The organism is Bacillus sp. R86525 (genome assembly GCF_042466195.1).
Taxonomy (GTDB): Bacteria; Bacillota; Bacilli; order Bacillales; family Bacillaceae_G; genus Bacillus_A; species Bacillus_A nitratireducens.
In genome coordinates this window covers 3,819,264-3,840,891 of sequence record NZ_JAXHPX010000007.1, presented here as the reverse complement: position 1 = coordinate 3,840,891, position 21,628 = coordinate 3,819,264, and the positions used below count along the sequence as shown (strand labels likewise).

General features: G+C 36.6%; 9 protein-coding genes and 1 riboswitch. Of the genes, 7 read left to right on the top strand and 2 right to left on the bottom strand.

Annotated features, from left to right (window positions below; genetic code table 11):
* Positions 1-20: 20 nt before the first annotated feature.
* Entirely contained in the window at positions 21-470 is a 450-nt protein-coding gene (locus SJY24_RS22410) for a hypothetical protein (RefSeq protein WP_377866247.1), read from the bottom strand.
* An 83-nt stretch (positions 471-553) separates the two neighbouring features.
* Here SJY24_RS22410 and SJY24_RS22405 point away from each other — a divergent pair, with 83 nt between their 5' ends.
* From SJY24_RS22405 to SJY24_RS22380, 6 genes are all read left to right on the top strand, one after another.
* Positions 554-865, top strand: a complete 312-nt coding sequence (locus SJY24_RS22405) for a hypothetical protein (protein ID WP_377866246.1) — start codon at positions 554-556, stop codon at positions 863-865.
* 3 nt (positions 866-868) lie between these two features.
* Positions 869-2,104, top strand: a complete 1,236-nt coding sequence (locus tag SJY24_RS22400) for a glutathionylspermidine synthase family protein (RefSeq protein ID WP_377866245.1) — start codon at positions 869-871, stop codon at positions 2,102-2,104.
* Entirely contained in the window at positions 2,101-2,487 is a 387-nt protein-coding gene (locus tag SJY24_RS22395) for a DUF350 domain-containing protein (RefSeq protein WP_000606866.1), read from the top strand. The genes SJY24_RS22400 and SJY24_RS22395 overlap by 4 nt, the downstream gene beginning before the upstream one ends.
* 343 nt (positions 2,488-2,830) lie before the next feature.
* Positions 2,831-2,996: riboswitch (M-box (ykoK) riboswitch) on the top strand.
* A gap of 348 nt (positions 2,997-3,344) precedes the next feature.
* Positions 3,345-4,070 (top strand): P-type ATPase actuator domain-containing protein, encoded by a 726-nt coding sequence (locus tag SJY24_RS22390; RefSeq protein WP_377866244.1) that lies wholly within the window; start codon positions 3,345-3,347, stop codon positions 4,068-4,070.
* Between the two features lie 132 nt (positions 4,071-4,202).
* Positions 4,203-5,069: a 5'-3' exonuclease gene (locus tag SJY24_RS22385; RefSeq protein WP_377866243.1), complete on the top strand. Its 867-nt coding sequence runs from the start codon at positions 4,203-4,205 to the stop codon at positions 5,067-5,069.
* 329 nt (positions 5,070-5,398) lie between these two features.
* On the top strand, positions 5,399-5,539 hold the full coding sequence (locus SJY24_RS22380) for an FbpB family small basic protein (RefSeq protein WP_001228051.1): 141 nt from the start codon (positions 5,399-5,401) through the stop codon (positions 5,537-5,539).
* A gap of 68 nt (positions 5,540-5,607) precedes the next feature.
* Here the strand turns inward: SJY24_RS22380 and SJY24_RS22375 are convergent, their stop codons facing one another.
* On the bottom strand, positions 5,608-20,640 hold the full coding sequence (locus SJY24_RS22375; RefSeq protein ID WP_377866242.1) for a DUF7507 domain-containing protein: 15,033 nt from the start codon (positions 20,638-20,640) through the stop codon (positions 5,608-5,610).
* A gap of 122 nt (positions 20,641-20,762) precedes the next feature.
* On the opposite strand from SJY24_RS22375, the gene SJY24_RS22370 reads away from it, so the two are divergent.
* On the top strand, positions 20,763-21,623 hold the full coding sequence (locus tag SJY24_RS22370) for a GNAT family N-acetyltransferase (RefSeq protein WP_377866241.1): 861 nt from the start codon (positions 20,763-20,765) through the stop codon (positions 21,621-21,623).
* Positions 21,624-21,628 lie beyond the last annotated feature (5 nt).

Sequence of the window (21,628 nt, the reverse complement as noted above, 5' to 3'; positions counted from 1 at the left end):
GTTGTATAAATATGTTCATATTATCTCGATTCACCTGTGAAATTCCCATAATAAATATAGCACTTGCGGTCTTCATCAATTTCTCTTGAATCTAGGGTGAATTCTAAATACATTCCATCCCGTTGAATATATATAATATCTGAATGGAGGGATGGCAAGATTTCCTCGTAATTCCACACATCTTTACTTTCTATTATAATAGAATTCGTTTCCTTTAGTTCTCTAATTTCAAAACCTATGTGGGAGTATGTAGGATCTGAAGGGTCATTGGAAAACGCTTCTTTTTGAACATATATAACTGCTGTTCCGTCTGGATCTACTGAAGTGGCAGTAACAATATACGTATTGCTATCTTTTATAAAATATTCACAAATCATTCGTGCGACGATTTCAGAGATAGAAATGTTTGTGTAGTTCCATATAGCAGGATATAGCTTAGTTTCATCATTGAATCGATATTCTAATCGCATTTTATCCCTCTTCTTCCTTTTTCTTCTACTTTATCATGGCTTCTTATATAATAGAAATATAATTTATAAAGGGGAGTGCAAAGGTGACAAAAACAAAATGGCTAGTAGGCGGTGTCTTAACGTCTCTAATGACAGGCACTTTATTTGGCTGTGCACAAGATATTCCCCCCGAACCGAATGATAATAGTTGTTCTGATTGGGATTGGGATGATGAACTAGGTGTATGGCAGTGTGATGATAGTAGTTCAGGTTATAGAGGACATTACTTTTATGGTGGTAAATACTATCAAAATAAATCCACTTTCAAAAATTCATCAGAGTTTAAATCTTATCAATCTTCGTCAGAATTTAAAGGTGGAATTGGAAGCGGTTCAAAGGGTGGATTTGGAGGCTAAAATATGTCGCAATACATAAAGAGACGAAAAGAATTTTATTCGAATTATCCAAATTTCTGGTCGGATTTATATGAAAGTGAGTATAGTTTGTTTCATGTTTTTCCAATAACAGAGCAAACTATGAAACAGTTGCAAGTAGCGACTGAACGAATGGGAGAAATATTTTTTAAGACTGCTAGAATTCTCCGGAGTTTATCTGACGAGCAGCTGCTAGAATTTGGTTTTTCACCTACAAGCTTGCCTTTTATTAGGATGAAAGGACTGTATCCTGAATCTGTTATTTCACGATTTGATTTTGCCTTAACAGATGATAATTGTATTAAAATGCTTGAGTTTAATAGTGATACACCAACTTTTATTGTAGAATGCTTTCAAATGAATGGGAAAGTTTGTGAAGAACTAGGCTATGATAACCCAAATGCAAATGAAGAGCGTTTACTGTCTTCTGGTATTACAAAGGCTGTAATGGAAGCGACAAAAGGGATAGAGACTCCAAATGTCGTTTTTACATCTCATCATGAACATATAGAGGATTGGAATACGACTATGTATTTGAGTCAGTTATGTCAAGTTGAAAATAAAGTGATGCCAATGTCGGAGCTTAGAATTACTGATGATGCTTTAGTAGATGGAGATGGTGTACGAATCGATGTTTTGTATCGTCAAACATATCCGATTGAAGATTTGATTGAAGATCAAGACCCGGAAACAGGGGATTTGGTAGGATTGGAACTTTTGCAACTTGTGAAAGAAGGAAAGCTTTTTATTATAAATCCTGTATCGGCTTTTTTACTTCAGTCTAAATCAATTCAATGTCTTATTTGGGGATTAGCAGAAGAAGGTGCTTTTTACACAAGTGAGGAACAACAGTGGATTAAAGAATACATGTTACCTACATATTTAGAGCCGGATTTATTTTTGGAAAATAATTCTTTCGTTCAAAAACCTTCGTTTGGTAGGGAAGGGGATACGATTACGATTCGTGATAAAGACGCAAGTATTATAATTCGAAATGTGCATGAAACATATAAAACGTCACTACCGATATTTCAAGAATATACAGAGCTTCCAGTAGTTGTTCTAGAAACTGAAAAAGGGATTGAAGAGCTCTCGTATGTATTTGGGGCGTTTTTAATTGCTGGAAAAGCGAGCGGTATCGGAATACGTGCTGGAGGAAAAATTACAGGGAATGAATCGTATTATTTACCGGTAGGTATTAAAAAGGGGGGAAATAAATGATTAATTTTTTACTATATTTAGGAGTATCACTTGCACTGCTATGTATTGGCCTTTTTCTTATGGAAGTAACAACGAAAGTGAAAGAGTTCAAGTTAATGGCTCAAGGAAACAAAGCGGTAAGCTATGTACTTGGAGGAAGGGTACTTGGGTTAGCTATCGTTTTATATTCAACAGCTGCTAATTCTATTTCACTTTTGGATATGGTTTCGTGGGGAGCAGTTGGGATATTAGCACAGATTGTTGTATTTTATTTAGCAGAATGGCTTACACCACGTTTTAACATTAATAAAAGCCTTGAAGAAGATAATCAAGCAGTCGGTCTATTCCTTATGTTTTTATCACTTTCAATCGGAGTTGTAATTGCTGGTTGTGTAACATATTAAAATCCTTACGTTTTAACGTAAGGATTTTATTTTTTATGTGCTAATTTTTTGCAATATGTGTTCAAGTAATTTATCCCACTATTTGTGGGCAGTAAAACTTCTACCTCAAAATTCAGCTGGAGAAAAGAATTTAGTTGGGAGGTTAACAGCCCGTAAAAGCCTGATTGGTGAGGGCTAATAATCAGTGGAGGATGAACACCCCCCACTGATTAAAGTTTCACTTTATGTAGTCGAATACGTATTAGTGTACTTTACTAGAGGTAGTTGTTGTAATAAGGAAAAGTTTCCATACAAAGTGTTGACATCTATTTTAAATAAGAGTAACATTTTCTATGTAATTAAAATAAGTCTCTGTTAGGTGAGGCTCCTGTATAGAGAAATGCTACTGCCCAAAAATGTCGAGAGACGCCAATGGGTCAACAGGAATGATCGAATTAAGGTTTTTCTTAACGTAGCTGGTAATGAACCTATGCTATACAGTGCTAAAACTCGACGAGGGAGAGGTCCGTAGATTTCTAATTATATTAGGAATCGCTTATTTGTGTATGCAATGACCTTTGCTCTCTTATGAGTAAGGGTCTTTTTTGTTACAAAGCTATGAGTAATTTCATAGTATAGATTATAACTAAAAAATAAATGAGGAGGTGAGGAGCATGTCAAATTCTGACTCGGTTCCGTTACCCATATGCTTCAAATCAAAAATGTATGATGTAGGCAGGAAACGACTTGTTCCTCCCTTTATATTTATCATAATGTAGCGTTTATTCGGGTATTCCAGCGCTAGACACTTTCACGCTAAAGTGGATAAATTGAGAAACAAAGCGTTTCTTCCTATGTTTAAAGGAGGAGACGATAATATGTTATATGTAAATAAAAGTGTGGGTAACACTACTTATAAATTAAGTAAAAAAGCAATGAAAGAACAAACAATGCTTCAAAAGAATAAAGATCTATTAATTGAAATCGCAACAAGAGATGTAAAATCTGTATTTGCGTATTTTAAAACAACAAGAGACGGACTATCTATGAAAGAGGCACAAAAACGTATTCAAGTATACGGGCGAAATGAATTAACTTCAAAAAGAGCACGTATTGCGGAAGTAATGATGAAGCTAGGTGAAATGATCCCAGGTCTGTCAAAACAAAATGTGAGTAATGAATTACAATGTGAAACAGTTACTGTTTCTAGAGTAGAAGCATCTAGCCTAACAGGGCTAAACAATGAATTGAAAATGATGAAGCTACCAGTACAAGAGCTTGTACCTGGGGATATGATTTTTCTTTCAGAGGGCGATGCAGTACCAGCAGATGTACGTATTATTTATGCAAATGATTTATTAGTGAATGAATCTATGCTGACAGGAAACGATGCTAGTATTGAGAAATTTGAAAGCTGCTATCATCTAGAACGTAAACGATTTATTCCATTAAAACGGATGAAAGACTATAATCCACTTGAACTTGAAAATGTATGTTTCAAAGGTACGTATATTGTTGGTGGAACTGCAAAAGCTGTAGTTGTTTCGACAGGTAAAAATACGTATTCAGGAATACTTCATACTTGTTGTGGTAGAACGTCTTAATTTGTTAATGATGCTAAATATAAAAAAACAATGTATAATAGACAAAGTTGAACAAAAACGTAGAATGGTAATCTATATATAACCTTACGTGATAACGTGAGGTTATTATTTTTTGTTAGTAGGAGAGGTATTATGAAAAAAGTATTATTAGTTGATGGTATGGCACTATTATTTCGTGCTTTTTACGCAACAAGTGTCTACGGACAATTTATGAAGAGACAAGATGGTACCCCAACGAATGGGATTCATGGTTATATGAAGCATTTATTAACGGCAACACAAGCAATTGAGCCAACACACATTGTAACGTGCTGGGATATGGGAAGTACGACATTTAGAACAGAATCGTTCTCGAATTATAAAGCAAATCGTGCAGCACCGCCGGAAGAATTAATTCCACAATTTGATTTAGTGCAAGAAATGACTGCGAAATTATCTATTCCAGTCATCGGTATGAAAGGTTATGAAGCGGATGATTGTATCGGTACACTTGCAAAACAATATTGTAACGAAGCGGAAGTTTATATTTTAACTGGAGATACAGATCTACTTCAACTTGTTGAAAAGAACGTTACAGTTATGCTTCTTCGTAAAGGAATTGGAAATTATGAGTATTATACACCGGAGAAAATCATGGAAGAGAAAGGTGTAGAACCTTGGCAAATTGTCCATGCAAAAGCATTCATGGGAGATACAAGTGATAATTATCCAGGTGTAAAAGGTATTGGTGAAAAAACAGCGTATAAGCTTATTCAAGAACATGGTACAGTATCGGCAGTACTAGAAAATATAGCATCATTAACGAAAGCACAGCGTACAAAAATTGAAAGTGATTTAGAGAACTTAAATATCTCTTTACACTTAGCGGAAATTCATTGTGAAGTTCCAATTTCATGCTCAATAGAAGAAGGGTTACATACAATGGACGAAGAAAAACTACGCTTTGTTTGTAACGAAATGAATTGGGGAAGACCTGAAATATTAATAAACATGTTATAAATACTAGAAAGACCGATTTAGAATGAATCGGTCTTTCTTTTTTTGTTCACAAAGTTGTCAGAAAATAAACGGAATTTTCATATGAAGTTCAAATGGAATTCACAACAATCAATTATTATAAGGACACACAGATAAATCCTTATCCCGCATTAACGGGCGATAGGACTTCTATCTCAATATTATAGCTGAATAAAGAGTGATGATGGAAGAAGAACTCCTTGTAAAAGCCCGATTGATGTAGGCTAATAATTAGTGAGGGTAAATCCTCTCATTGATTAAAGTTTCAAGTTATCTTTTATATAAACCATCCCCCAAGGAGGAAAATAAACATGCGAAAAAAAGTGAGAAAATCCTTTAAACAATTATTAATAGAAAATAAACAATCCCTACTAACTAATAAAGAGAATATGAAAGAAATTGAAGAACGGATTGAGAAACGACATGTAGCATATAGTGCTGCTAGCAATTGATAATTTTGTTTATGAAAAAAGCTTGTAGTTTGGATATTATCCGAACTACAAGCTTTTTCTTTTTTTGATTAACGCCACCAAATCCAAGTCCAAAAGTAATTTCGTATATTTCGAGGAGTAATGCGTATAAAACGTTCACCGTCAAAGAAACAATTGAAATTTGGAAGTGTTTCATCAGGATTTTCTGGAATAAAGGTGACGATGTTTTCGTTACTTGTAATGGTTACTGTAATTGGTGGATCGGTAGGAGAGACTTGAAGTTGTAAAGAAACGTTTGCCGTGTTTTTAAATTCATTATTAATAGGTGGACTTATCACTTGTACTGTGAATAACACGATAATTGTTTCGTTCGGTTCCAAATTAGTAGCGACTAGGAAACCGATATTCGGATTCGCTAGTGGAGAGCGTTCCCCATTAATGAAGACCGTACCGTTCATAAATTGTAAACCTGCTGGAATGGTGTCTTGTAATGAAATATTTGAAAGTGAAATCTCGGAAGTATTCGTAATACGCACTGTATAATCAAAATATTGGTTTAAATAAGCAGAGCTGACGGAAGCATTTTTTATCACTGCTGCCGTTATAAATTGAACTGGTATACGAACAATATTCGAATTAACAATGAAAATAATAATTGGATCCTGTGGTGTCAATTGGAAAGCAGCTGTAACGGTTGCAGAATTGATAATTGCACTGTTTGAAGGAATAGAAGTTACGAGAACTTTAAATGTTATAGTTGCTACTCCATCTGCAGGTAAAGCGCCGATATTAATACCGGTGTCTGGACGAATATTTGGAACCGAAGTACCGTTAATTGTTACGCTGTTTTCTATAAATGTTGTACCAGCTGGAATCATATCTAAAACAGAAGTACTTACTGTAGGGATTGGGGAATGATTAAATACATCTAATGTGAATGTAATAATATCTCCTATAACGACAATAGATTTATCGGCTGTTTTCTCAATGCTAATCATTGGCTCAATTAGTGTTGTTGTAACGGTATTTGTTTGCTTTGTAATTGTAATAGGTGGTTCATCTGGATCAATGGTAACAGTATAGGAAACAGAAGCATTGTTATTAATTGTAGGTTGAAGAGTCGAAGAAGATATTGTTACTTGGAACGTAATGATAGCAGATTCATTAGGAGCAAGGTTTCCTAATGTAATACCGTTTTCAGGATTCGCATTCGGTTGATTGATTCCGTTAATCGTAACACTGCTAGTAACGAAGGTTGTATCTACTGGTACGGTGTCTACAACGAAAAGATCTTCAATCGTTACATTGCCGCTATTCGTAATCGTAATTGTATACGTTAAAGTTTGACTAGGTAATGCATTCGTAGCATTAACAGACTTTATCGCAATGACATTATCATTTTGGACAGTTGTTGTGACGGTATTTGTTGTAGTCGTATTTGTAACAGGTACGTTATTTGGGTTGACTATATAGTTAAAGGTAGTAATTGCTTTGTTGTTGAGTTCATTTGGTGTTGGGATAGAAGTCACAGACACTTGGAATGAAGCGCTAGCATCTCCGCCAACAGTTATAGTACCAATTGGTATGCCATTTACTGGATTAACTCCCGGAAGAGTTTCTCCGTTTACAATGACGCTATTTTCTATAAACGTAGTACCTTGAGGAATAATATCTTGAATGCTTACATCATTTGTTGCAACATTACCAGTTTGATTGAGTGTAATCGTATACGTTAACGTGTCACCGACTGTTGCAAATGCAAGGTCAACAGTTTTATTACTATTCAAAGTCGCATGATTAATTGTTGTTACGGCAGCTGATGAAATAATAGTTTCGGTAATAGGTGGTCGATCTGGTAACGTGTATTGGTATTCAATTGTACTCGTGTTAGAGATTGGATTTGTTTGCGGAATTGAAGTAACCCGTACTTGGAATAGAATGGTTGCTGTCGTATTAGGCGGAATGTTATCAAGTTGTATCCCGCTAAGTGGATTGTCATTTGGACGAGCGCTTCCATTCACAATAACACTATTCTCTATAAAGCTCGTATTTGCTGGGATGACATCTGTAACGATAATATTTTCCACTTGTATATTCCCATTGTTTGTGATGGAAATTGTGTAAGGGATAATCGTTTGTAGGTCAGCGTATTGGATAGGCGTTGTTTTTGTTGCAATTACATTAGCAGAAATAACTTCAGTGAAGGTAATATTACTAGTCGATACTTGTTCTTCACCATTAATTGTATAACGAGAAGTGGATTGATTTTGAATACGACCGATAGCTGGAAGAGCTACCACAGTAACGGAAAAAGTGACTGGGATAGAAATGTTAGGAGCAATCGTTCCTACAAGTATACCGGCACTTGGGTCGGCGTTAAGCTGAGGAATATTATTTACTAAAACGCTACCGTCTATAAAGGTTGTTCCAACAGGAATATTGTCTGTAAATACAAGGGCAGTAGCATCTGCATTTCCTATATTCGTTAAAGTTGTTGTATAAGTTAAAATGTCACCAATCGTTACAGAAGTTAAATCAACAGTTTTCAGTGAAACGATATCAGCGTCATTAATTTGGACGAAAGTAGTATTGGAAGTAGTAGATTTTTGAATTGGTGCAAAGTCAGGATTGAAAATAAAGTCGTAGACGATGTTTGCAGTATTAGGCGTTGGATTTACAGCTGGTAAATTCGTAACGGAAACTTGGAACGTTATTGTAGTCGCTTGACCTGACGCAATATTAGGAATGGAAAAGCCGATATTCGGATCTGCTGCAGGAAGTACAGTGTTGTTAACTGTTACACTTCCCGGAATAAATACTGTTCCATCTTCTATAGTATCTGTAAAAAAGATGGAGTTAGTTGTAGTGGATCCGTTATTTTGGATTAATACTGTATATTCAATGATTTCATCAATATTAGCTAATACTTTATTAGCGGATTTTGTAGCGATAAGAATAGCGTCAATAAATTGTATATTTGTACTATTGGAAGAGGTCGTTTCTGAAATTGGTGGTGAGCTTGGATCCGGTTGATATTCATAGTGAATGACAGCGATATTATTAATATTATTTTGTGAAGGTATAGAGACTACATTTACTTGGAACGTAACGATAATCGTATTATTTGGAAGGATAATACCAAGGGTGATTCCAGTAATTGGATTTTCGTTAGGTCGTGTTATGCCATCTACAAGGATGCTATTTGGAACGAATGTGGTTCCAGCTGCAATTGCGTCAATAAGTAGTGCATTTGTAATAGGTACTGTACCAGCGTTTGTAACTGCGACTGTATATGTGATGATTTGACCGATGCGTGTAATGGATCTATTGGCGGATTTAATTGCACTAACATTTGCCGTCCGTACTTCCGTGTTTACTGCATTTGATAACGATCTACGCTGAATAATCGGAGAGCTAGGGTCAATTTGGTATTCGTACGAAGTGTCTGAAATATTAATGACCGTATTGCCGGACGGTATATTTGTAAGTTGTACTTGGAATGAAATAGTGACTGTTTCATTTGGTTGTATCGTGCCGAGAGTTACTCCGTTTTCAGGATTCACGCCAGGCTGAATCACATTATTTATTGATAAGCTATCTTCAATGAATATAGTACCTTCTGGAATGTTATCAATAAACACGTTATTGTTAGCTGGAATGGTTCCTATATTTTGTAGTGTATTTGTGTAGGTAATAATTTGCCCAATTGATACGAAAGTTACATCCGCGCTTTTAACAGAAATAATATTTGCATTTTGAAGTGATGTTGTAACAATGTTAGAATTTGCAGAGCGATTCACCGGTGGAGCTGTAGGAATACTTACATATTGGTAAGTTGCTGAAGATTGATTTACAATTTCAGTTTCAGTAGGTGGGTTGTTTGTTTGCACTTGAAATAGTATCGTTTTGGAACTGTTTGCTGGAATTGTTCCAATTGGTATTCCGTTTTCTGGATTTACACCTGGCTGCAGGACACCGTTAATTGTGACACTATCGGGAACGAATATAGTCCCAGCTGGAATAGAATCTGTAAAAATAATATTTATTGCGTCAACATTGCCGATATTTTTCACTTCAGAAATATAAAGTATAATTCCACCAATATCTACAGTTATTGGATTGGACGTTTTTGTAATTGTCAATTGTGCTTGCACGAAATTTGTAATGACAATATTACTTGTAGATGTTTCAGTAATAGGCGGCTGGCTTGGATCTGGTTGAATTGTATATGTTGTATTGGATTGATTTGTAATAGAATCTTGCGAGAATGAATTATTAATAAGAATTTGAAACGAAATAAGGTGAGTAGCGTTTGCTGCAAGGTTAGGCAAAGTAACACCTACGTTTGGATTGGCACCAGGTATAGCTGTTCCGTTAAGTGTAAAACTATTCTCTACGAATGTAGTCCCATTTGGAGTAGAATCTAAAAATGAGAGATTAGTTGCTGAGATATTTCCGTTATTTTCTAATGTTATCGTGTAAGTCAAAATATCGCTAGTTGTTGCTTGTTGTGCATTGACTGCTTTTAAAGAAATGATAGTCGCATCTGAAATTTGTGTGGATGCTGGATTAGAAGTAATTGTACGAGAGATGATAGGAGAGGTTGGATCGGCGATAAAAGTATAGTCAATACGGGCTGTATTAGAAATTGGATTCACGCTTGGAATGGATTGAACGATAACTTGGAATGTGACGGTGACGATTTCTGACGGCGCGATGGCGTTTAATGGTATCCCTACATTTGGATCGGCACCTGGAACGGAAACGCTATTAATGGTCACGCTATTAGGAATAAATGCAGTTCCTTCTGGGACCAAATCTGTTAAATTAACTGTATTTGCAGTTGTATTTCCGTTATTTTGAACGACTACTGTGTAAGTGATTGTACCGTTAGTAGATTGTACGAGAGAATCTGTATTTTTAATTACGGATAACGATGCATCAACGACAGCTGTATTAACCGTATTAGATGAGGATGTTGCTGTAACTGGAGGTTGACTTGGATCGACAATATACGTGTAACTTGTAATGGCTTGATTTATAATCGCCCCTTGCGGTGGAATAGAACTTGCAAGAAATTGGAACGTAATAGTAGCAGAATCACCTGGTGCGATAATACCAACTGGAATACCGAGAGTTGGACTTGCATTTGGAAGTGAAATTCCATTTAACGTAACGCTATTTGGAACGAATACTGCACCTACAGGAACTCCGTTTATGAGCAATACAGAATTTGCAGGGAAGTTTCCGGTATTTGTTAATGTTGCTGTATACGTAATTATATCTCCGATGGATACGATTGATCGATTTGCTTCTAAAACAGTAGTAACGGTAGCGTTATTAATTTGTGTTGAAGCGCCATTAGAATTTATTGTGCTTGTAACAGGAGGAGCAGTCGGATCAACAATGAATGTGAATTGAATAGATGCAACGTTTGTAATTGGGTTTGAAGGTGGAGTAGATGCAACTATGACTTGGAAAGTAACAGTTAAGGAACTGTTCGTACTAACGGTTCCGATATTAACTCCGTTATTTGGATTTGCCCCTGGAATGATACTTCCATTTACAGAAAAACTATTTTCAACAAAGGTCGTTCCAGCTGGAATAAGATCTGAGAAATTTAGATTCGTAGCGTTTGTATTACCGCTGTTTTGAATCAAAACTGTATAAGTGATTGTGTCTCCGATATTTGCAAAGGCTGTATTAGCAGTTTTTACAGCTGAAAGTATCGCTGAATTAATAGAAGTAACGAAGACGTTCGTTTCCACATTGCCAGGCTGGGCTTGTAATGAATTGCCTACGTTATATTGGAAGTTAACAAATCCTAAGTTTTGGAGTTCAGGTGTGAACGTTGTTGGATTGCTTACAACTTGAACTTGGAATATGATTGTTACGATTTGATTTGGAGTTATTGTATTTATGCCAACACCGCTAATAATAGAAGCGGATGGTAATGGAGTGCCATCAACAACAACTGATCCAGCAACAAATTGTGTCCATGTTGGTAAAGGATCTGAAAAAATAACGTTGTTAGCAGGAATATTTCCTGTGTTCGTAATAGTAGTTGTATACGTAATCGTATCACCGATCGTTGCAAAAGCTTTATCTCCTATTTTAATAGTGTTTAAAATAGCACTTTCAATTTTTGTTGTAACGTTGTTAGAAGTAATATTTTTTGAAACTGGAGGATTTGCTGGATTAACGATATGTTGGAAGCTCACGCTAGCTTGGTTGGAAATTGGATTTATAGGCGGAATTTCATTGGCATTAATATGAAATGCTACGATGACAGATTGGTTTGGCGCGATATCACCAATTGGAACACCTGTAATTATATTTGCATTTGGGATGCTAAGTCCGTTAAGTGTAAAACTATTCGGTTCAAAGGAAGTTCCGGCTGGAATAAGGTCGGTGAAAATAACGTTCGTTGCACTAACATTTCCGCTATTTGTAATTGTAACGGAGTAGACGATATCCTGCCCGATATCTACCGTTTCCGCATTTGAATTTTTTTGTGCAGTAAGGATAGCACTATTAATTTGTGTTGTCGTTGTATTCGATTGATTGGAAGTTGTAATAGGTGACTGGCTAGGATCAACGACATAATGATATGTGGTAGAAGCAAAATTAGAAATTGGATTAAGTGTTGGAAGTGTAGTAACAGTTGCTTGGAATGTAACGATTGCCGTATTACCCCCGTTAATTGAACCTATGTTTACACCAGTAGACAAATCAGCGTTTGGAATGGTTTGCCCATTAACTGTGAAACTGTTTGGAATGAAACTTAAGTTGCTATCAAGAATATCGATAATAGTTACATCAGTTGCAGCCACATTCCCTGTATTAGGAAGGTTAAGTGTAAATGTTATTGTATTACCAACATCCGCAAAAGTAAGATTAGCTGTTTTTGTACTAATAATAGTTGCGTTGTTTATTTGAAGAAGCGTAGTGTTAGAATTAGCTGTATTTGAAACGGGAGGACTATTTGGATCGACAGTAAACTCATAAGTCGTAGAAGCTGTATTCGGCACTGGATTAATGGGTGGGATGTTATTCACAGCAACTTGAAAGACGATACTATATATTTCATTAGGCGGAAGTGCTGCAAGTAATACACCTGTAGTTGGATTCGCATTCGGTTGTAAAATGCCATCGACAGTTAATGTGTTAGGAATAAATGTGAGTCCACTTGGTAATACATCTGTGAATACAATATTAGTCGCATCCGTATTGCCTACATTGGCAATAGAAGTAGTGTAAAAAGCAGTTTGCCCGATATCTGCAAAAGAGACACTTTCATTTTTCGTCATGGATAATATAGCTTCTTTAATTTGCGTTGAAACAGGATTACTAATTGAAGTTTCTGCATCAGGCGGCGAGACTAATTGGTACGATGTCGATGAGAAATTTACAATTGGATTTTCAGTTGGTAATGAGGTCACGTTTACTTGGAAGGAAACATTTACTGTAGACCCAGCTGTTATAGGCCCAATATTTACACCGTTCGTTGGATTCGCACCACTTTGAGGAATTCCATTAATAGAAAATGTGTTTGTGATAAATGTAGTTCCGCTCGGCATTGTATCTGTAAAAATAACATTTTGTGCGGAGGAATTTCCGTTGTTTGTTAAAGCGACAGTATAAGTGAGTGTGTCTCCGATGCTGCTAAATGCTTTATCAACTTGTTTCGATGAAAGAATGGTAGCTGTATTAATTGTAGTGAATACTGTGTTTGAAGTAGCAGTTCTTGAAACAATCGGTGCATTTGGATCGGCGATAAATGTGTAAGAAGCAGTAGCGGAATTGGCAATCGGATTTTGGGCTGGTGTAGAAGTAGCGGTAACTTGAAATGTTATAGATATTGAGCTGTTAGGAACAATTGATCCAATTGTTATACCTGTATTAGGATCGAGTCCGATTTGCGTGATGCCATTTATTGTGACGCTATCCGAAACGAACGTTGTGCCGTCTGGAATAAGGTCAGTGAAAGTAATATTAGTTGCATTTGTATTGCCGTTATTCGTTAAAATTGTCGTATAGGTAATGGTATCACCTAGTGTTACAAGTGTTTGATCGACCGATTTTATCATTGTTATCATAGCATCTAATACAGGGGTTGTAACGATATTCGTTGAAGTAGAAGTAGTAGCAGGAGCGCCGTTTGGATCAACAGTATAAGAATATAAAATTGTATCGTTACCCATAATCGAACTTGAAGGTGGAATAGAAATAACATTTACTTGGAAAGTAACAGTTATTGTTTGGCCAGGAGCGATATTGGGTATATTTACTCCAAGTGCTGGTTGCGCCCCAGGCTGCTGAACTCCATTTATTGTGACTGAATTTGGTATAAATGTAGTGCTAGCTGGAATGGCGCTCGTAAATGTAATATTAGTTGCTGGTGTATTACCGGTATTCGTAATAGTAGTTGTATACGTAATCGTATCTCCAACAGACACTATAGATTTATCAGCACTTTTTGTTGTAGTTAATATTGCGCTATTTATTGTCGTAGTAACGGTATTAGATGAAGCGGTTTGAGTTATAACTGGTTGACTTGGATCGACAATATGCTGAAATTGTACAGAACTAGAATTAGAGATTGGATTTATACTTGGAATGTTTGTAACAAGTGCGTTAATAGTAATAACGGCCGTTCCACTTGGGTTTATATTTCCAATCTGTATCCCGCTCGCTGGATTGCCTATTTGCTGCGTACCAGAATCATTTGTAAGAGTTCCAGAAATATATGTCGTTCCATCAGGCAAAATATCCGTGAAAATTATATTTTGTGAAGTGACATTTCCAGGGTTATTTAATGTAATTGTATAAGAAATTGTATCGCCGATCGTTGCGAAATTTTTATCCGCGGATTTAACCGCTACAATTTCCCCGGAATTTATTTGTGTCGAAACAGAATTAGATGTCGTACTGCGTGAAACAAGTGGTAAATTAGGTCCTGTCATAAATTGATAATTAATAGAAGCACCGTTTACAACCGGTGAATTTGGTCCCCCAGGTCCGATTGTGAAAATTGGATTTGGAATGCTAACTACTTGCACGCGGAAGGTGACGTTAATAAAATCTCCTGCAATAATATCCCCAATTGGTATCCCATTCGCTGGATTTACTCCAGGTAATAAAACCCCACCTACTCGAACGCTATCTTCTATAAATACTGTATTATTTGGAATCGGATCTGTAAAAATGATATTAGTAGCAGTCGCATTCCCGACATTTTCTAATAAAACTGTATACGTTAAAAATGAATTTCCAGGCGCGACGTCAGAAAATAGACGATCCACACTTTTCGTTGCTTGAATAATTGCTTCATTTATTTGAACTAAGACAGGGTTACTAGTAGCTGTTTCTGTAACAGGCGGCTCGGTAGGATCAATAATAATAGAGTATGTTGTGCTAGATTGGTTCATTGTAGGGTTTGAAGCTGGTATTGAACCGACAATAGCTTGGAAGGTAATGGTTGTTGTTCCTCCAACTGGAATTGGGTCTAAAGGAATCCCACTATCTGGCCTAAATCCAAGTTGTGGGGTGGTATTAATTTGTACGCTATCAGGCACGAATGAAAGCTCAGGTGGTAATATATCGATAAAAACAGGCGTGTTTGCAGTTGTATTTCCGCTATTAGTGAGAGTAGTTGTATACGTAATGGTATCGCCAACAGCAGCAAATGCACTACCCGCAGTTTTTGTTGCGATAACGGAAGCAGTATTTACTTGTGTAAAAGTTTTATTGGATTTAACTGTTCGTGAAACAGGTGGTTCATTAATATCTACAATAAAACTATATTGAAGCGATGATTTATTAGGGATTGGATTAGGATTTGGAATCGTTGTAATGTTTACTTGAAAGCTGAGTGTAATTGATGCATTTGAATTTATGTTACTGATATTGATACCATTTTGTGGATTTACATTCGGAATGGTTGTTCCATTTACTGTAAAACTATTCGGGATAAACGTTGTACCATCTGGAATTAAATCTGTAAAAATAACATTGTTTGCGGTAGTATTACCGGAATTAGTAATGGTAGAAGTGAAAGTAAGTGTATCTCCAATAGTAGCGAATGTTGAATTGACAGTTTTATTTATAGATAGAGTAGCATCAATAATTGGAGTAACCGTTGTGTTTGTAATTGTACTACCAACAGCAGGTGATTGGTTTGGGTTCACTGTATATTCATAATTTACAAGGGCATTATTTGTTAATGTGCCACTAGGTGGTATCGCTAAAATTTGTGCTTGAAAAGTAATGAATACAGTATCTCCGGGCGGAATATCTGCTAAGTGAATACCAAGTGATGGATCTAATCCTGGTTGTGGAACATTATTGATAGTTACGGAGTTTTGAATAAATGAAGCTCCTGCGCCAAGTCCATCCGTTAAAACATTTGCACTAGCAGGGATATTTCCAGTGTTTGTAACTGCAATCGTATAGGTAACGATATCTCCAATTGCAGCTGTCGGTGTATTCACTGATTTAGTAGCGACGATCGTAGCGTTATTAATTTGAGTTGTTATTACGTTACTTAATGCATTGGCGGATGTTGGAGGTAAGTTAGGATTTACGACATATTGGTATGCTGTATTACTTTGATTAGGGATTGGGTTCGGATTCGGGAGGGAATTTACTTGTACTTGGAACGAAATTATCGTACTTGCATTCGGATTTATTGGATCAATTGCTATTCCATTCGCTGGATTTACATTAGGCAGTATATTCCCATTTACTGTTACACTATTAGGAATAAACGATGTGCCGTTTGGAATTACATCTGTAAAAATCACGTTTGATGCAAGAGTGTTTCCGGTATTCGTTAAAGTAGTCGTGTACGTAATAATATCATTTATGTTAGCGAATTGTTTATCTGTAGATTTTATAGCGGTAATCGTAGCGTTATTAATTGTTGTTTGTACCGTGTTAGAAGCCACCATCTGCATTACAGCTGGTTTGGATGGATCGTACGTATATTGGAATGTTGTGCCTGATTGATTCGTAATCGGATTTACAGTAGGGATAGTTGGTACGGAAATTTGGAATGCAACAGTACGTGATGAATTCGCTCCTATCGTACCGATAAAAATGCCGTTAGCAGGATTTGCGTTGGCTATAGGGACACCGTTAATCGTTACAGTATTAGGAAGGAAGATGGTACCAGCTGGAATGATATCTGTAAACGTTACATTAGAAGCAGGGATATTACCGTTATTCGTTAAAATCGTTGCATACGTAATGACATCACCAACATCAGCAAAATTTGTGCTCGTTAGTTTCGTAGCAACAATATTAGCAGTATTAATTTGTGTCGTTACTATATTGCTAGTAGCGTTTCTAACAACAGCAGGTAAATTTGGATCTGCGATAAAGCTATATTGAAGTGCAGCACTGTTTTGAACTGGATTTGGTGAAGGTAAACTATTTGCACTAATTTGGAAGACAATTGTTGTAATTCCGCCTGCTGGAATAGTACCAACTTGAAGGCCGACACTTGGATCCGCACCTAGCTGTAAAGCACCGCCTATAAAAATACTATTTGGTACAAGAGAAGTACCAGGAGGCAGTATGTCAGTAACAACTACATTATTTGCTGGAGTGTTTCCTGGATTAGCTAAGGCAATTGTATATGTGATTGGTTGCCCAACATCAGCAATAGTTAAATCTACTTGTTTGACAATAATTACATTTGCTAAATTAATTTGTGTACTTACAGTGTTACTTAAAGATGTTTCTATAATTGGTGGATCGCCAGGATTTAGAATAAAGCTATACTGTGTACTAGATGAATTTATGGTTGGATTTTGTGCTGGTAAAGAGGTGACAGTTACTTGATAAGAGACGGTAAGTGAGCCGTTAGCAGGAATGGAAGGTAACGGAACACCTATATTTGGATCTGCGTTATTTTGGAGCACACCATTAATAAGGAAAGTGTTTGGGATAAAGGTAGTACCGTCTGGATTCGTATCTACGAAAGTAGGACTATCAGCAGAAACACTTCCTGCATTCGTTAAAATAACGGTATAAGTTAATATATCCCCTACGGTAGCGAACGCTCGATCCACTGTTTTGGCTGAAATGACATTTGCATCGTTTACTTGAGTAAATGTAGTGGTTGAAGTAGTGTTCTTACTTACAGGTGAAGCGTTTGGATCAACAATAAAGTTATAGGAAATGGAGGCACTATTCGAAATAGGATTTGGGTTTGGAATACTAGTTATTAATACCTGGAATGAAGCTGTAATTGTAGTATTAGCATTGATGCTACCAATATTGATGCTAGCTGGTGTTACGCCCGGCTGAGTAACGCCGTTAACTATAACACTGTTCGGTACGAAGGAAGTGCCATTCGCAATGGAATCGGATAGTAATACATTGTTCGCCGCAACATTCCCATCGTTTGTAAGAGCAAAGGTGTAAGTTAATACATCTCCAACTTCCGCAAATGTTTTATCTACAGATTTTATAGCATGTAGATTTGCTAGTCTAATTGTTGAGGTAACAGAATTAGAATTTGCTGTTTTTGAAGTTGGCGGCAGGCTTGGGTTTACAGTGTAAATATAAGAGGCGAAAGCATTATTAATGATAGGATTTTGGGAGGTAATGTTGATGACTGTTACTTGGAACGATAAGGTGAAAGTAGCTCCGCCAGGAATTGTACCGATAGGTAAGGCAATAAGAGAAGCTACATTTTGCAAAACGCCGTTGAGCGTTACAGTACCTGGAGTCAATATCGTTCCATTTGGAAGTGGATCTGTTAGCTGTACGTTCGTTGCAGCGGTATTTCCACTGTTTGTAATAAGGACTGTATAACTGATTGTATCTCCAATTGTAGCAAATTGTTTATTTGTCGATTTTGTTAATGTTAAATTCGCATTGTTAATTTGAGTGGTAACGACGTTAGAAGCGATGTTTTTCGTAACGGGTGATTGACTAGGGTTGACAGTATACTGATAAGAAGCGCTTGATCCATTAGATACGATATTTGCTGGAGGTATTGTGTTTACTACTACTTGAAATGAAACGTTTTTTGTCGTACCAGTTGGGATGGAGCCTATGTTCACACCATTAGCGGGATTCGCGCCAACCTGTGTCGTGCCATCTATTGTTAAACTGTTTAGGACAAAAGTTGTTCCTGTAGGAATGGCATCTGTAAAAATAACATTGTTCGCATTCGTATTACCTGTACCTGTAAAGGCAACAGTGTAAGTCAGTGTATCTCCAATATCCGCATAGTTTTTATCCACTGTTTTTGCCATAGTTACAGTAGCATTATTCACTTGAGTAGAGACAGTATTAGTCGTATTAGTACCACTTACTGCAGGCTGATTTGGTACAGGAATGTATTGATATGTTGTTGTACCACTATTTAATATTGGATTTGTTTGGGGGATAGAAGGAACGAATACTTGAAATGAAATGGTAGTAGTAGAATTTGCAGCAATAGTTCCAACGGATATACCATTAGCAGGATTTGCTCCAGCTTGAATAACGCCGTTAACAGTTACACTACCTGGAATAAAAGTAGTCCCGTTTGGAATGGGATCCGTATATATAACATTTGTAGCAGCGATATTTCCTGCATTAGCTAAGGAAATACTATAAGTTAACGTATCACTAATATCGGCAAAAAGTTTGTTAACTGATTTAGTTCCATTAATAGTTGCAAGGTTAATTTGTGTGCCGGCAGCATTACTCGTTGCAAGACCGTTAAAAGTTGTTCCACCAGCTATTGGTGTATATTGAAACGTAATGTTAGCGGTGTTAGAGATAGGGTTTTGACTTGGAAGAGAAACGACAGTTGCTTGGAAAACCACTGTACGAGAAGCGTTGTTATTAATTGTCCCGAGAGAAATACCAGCTGCAGGATTTGCGTTTGTTTGTGGTACGTTATCTATCGTTACGCTGCCAGGTATAAAGGAAGTGCTGTTAGGGAGAATGTCTGTAAAAGTAACGTTATTTGCAGGAAGAAGCCCGGTGTTAGGGACAGTAACTGTATAGGTTAGAATATCGCCAATTGTAGCAACACTTTTATTTACGCTTTTTGTTGCTTGTATATTAGGTGAATTAATATCAATTTGTAAACCAACTGTATTTAGCATATATGCGTCACCGTTCGTTGTTAAACGGATCGCGGCGGAGACTTGGGAATTTGTTAAATAAGGAGAAATATCAATAGAAGTAATGTCCCAACCTTGCCGACCGGCAGAGATATTTGTAGCTGTAGAGGCACTCTGGTTTCTCGTGCCAAATGTTCCAGTTGTATCTAAATTTCCAGCAGCATTATTAATTTGGGAACCGAAGAAATTATTTACAGCATTATTTGGCCCAGATAATGCATTTAATGAACTGAAATTTGGTCCAAATAAAGCTTGATCCCCAGTTAAATCAGCATCCCCTTCAGTAGAACTTATTAATAATCTCCCGCTTACAGGTCCCCCGGCAGGTGTTAAAAACCCTGAGACAGATACATCTGCACTACCGGTTTCTACAGAAACACGGTTACCAGCTACGTAAATTGTTAAATTTCTTGCGGGTAAGGAACCGTTTTGATAAGCGACAATAAGCGTCCATCCAGCAGAGTTGATTGCTCCATTAGAAGCGTCTAAAGGATCTACAAGTCCAGGAACAGAACCTGTTGTATAAGAGCCAGATCCAGCAGCTTGAACGAGTGACGTTACATCTGCTGAACGTGTATAAAATCCAAATGTGACAGATCCAGAAACGAAAGTTTGATTTGAAGCTGTAACAGCCGAAGGGGTAATTGAGTATGTTGACACAGGTGTTGTAAAAGAAACGGGGTTTCCTAATACACTCGTAATGTTTTGATCCCGAGATAAATAGTTTCCACCCCAAACGAGTTCTGCGTAAAGAATAGTACTACCAGCAGGGATATTCAAAATAGCGGTAGAACTATTTTGTGTATAGTTTAACGTTGTACCTGCAGGAAAAGTAGTTACTTGTAAAGCGGTATTCGTAGTTACGAATGCACCAATTGCACCGATTGTACCAGCACGGTTTAGATTGCTAATTTTACTTAAACCTAGTGTGTTTCCTGTAATAGCGAGTGCGCCGTTAGTGGTGGTAGAAAATCGATTCGTAATGGGCATGTTGTCACCTCATTTACAATATAGTCTTGGTCAAAATAGGATATGTGTGTGACTGGTAAAGGGAAACATGTACAAGTTGATTTGATAATAATGATTTAAATGTCTAGATAAGGAGATGGAGAATGATTGAATTGAAAATGAGAGTGGAGCGTCTGAGGAAAGAAGATACAGAGGATATTGTTGCATTATCTTCTTATATTGGATGGGATTATAACAGAGAAGAAGTTGAAACGATTTTTAACTCCGGTATTGTATACGGCGTATGGAATGAGAGAAAAAAACTTATAGCAAGCGCTGCAATTATATTATACGGAGAAGTGTTAGCGTCAATAGGAATGGTAATTGTACATCCAGATTATAAAGGAAGAGGAATTGGAAAGATAATAACGGATTCATGTGTTAAAAGCGTATCAACTCAAACCCCCATTATGCTTATTGCTACGGATGAGGGAAAAATTTTATATGAAAAACTAGGATTCAGGGCTGTTAGTCATGTTTCTAAATACATATGTAACTCGTACAATGCGAATTACCATTGTGTAGGAAATGAAGAGTATATTGTGAATTATGAAGAACGTGATTTAGAAGAAATAATACAAATAGATAAAGATGCATTTGGAACAAATAGAGAAGAGTTTTTAAAGCATCGAATTATACAAAGTGAACAATGTATTGTTACAAAGGATGCACAACAAAATGTATTAGGATACGGTATAAGTATACAAACGCCAGAAAATAAAATAATAGGACCAATTGTTGCTAAAAATGATACGATGGCAATGAGAATGGTACATTATTTAGTAAGAGAACATAATGGTAAATTGAGAATTGATGTACCAGAAGGAAAGAAAGATTTTATGAAAGAATTAGAGATTACTGGTTTTAAAAAGGTTAATACACCACCAATTATGATGAAAAATAGCGATAAATTATTAAAAAGGAATAATGAGCTATATAGTATTGCGGCACAAATTTTTGGATAAAAAAG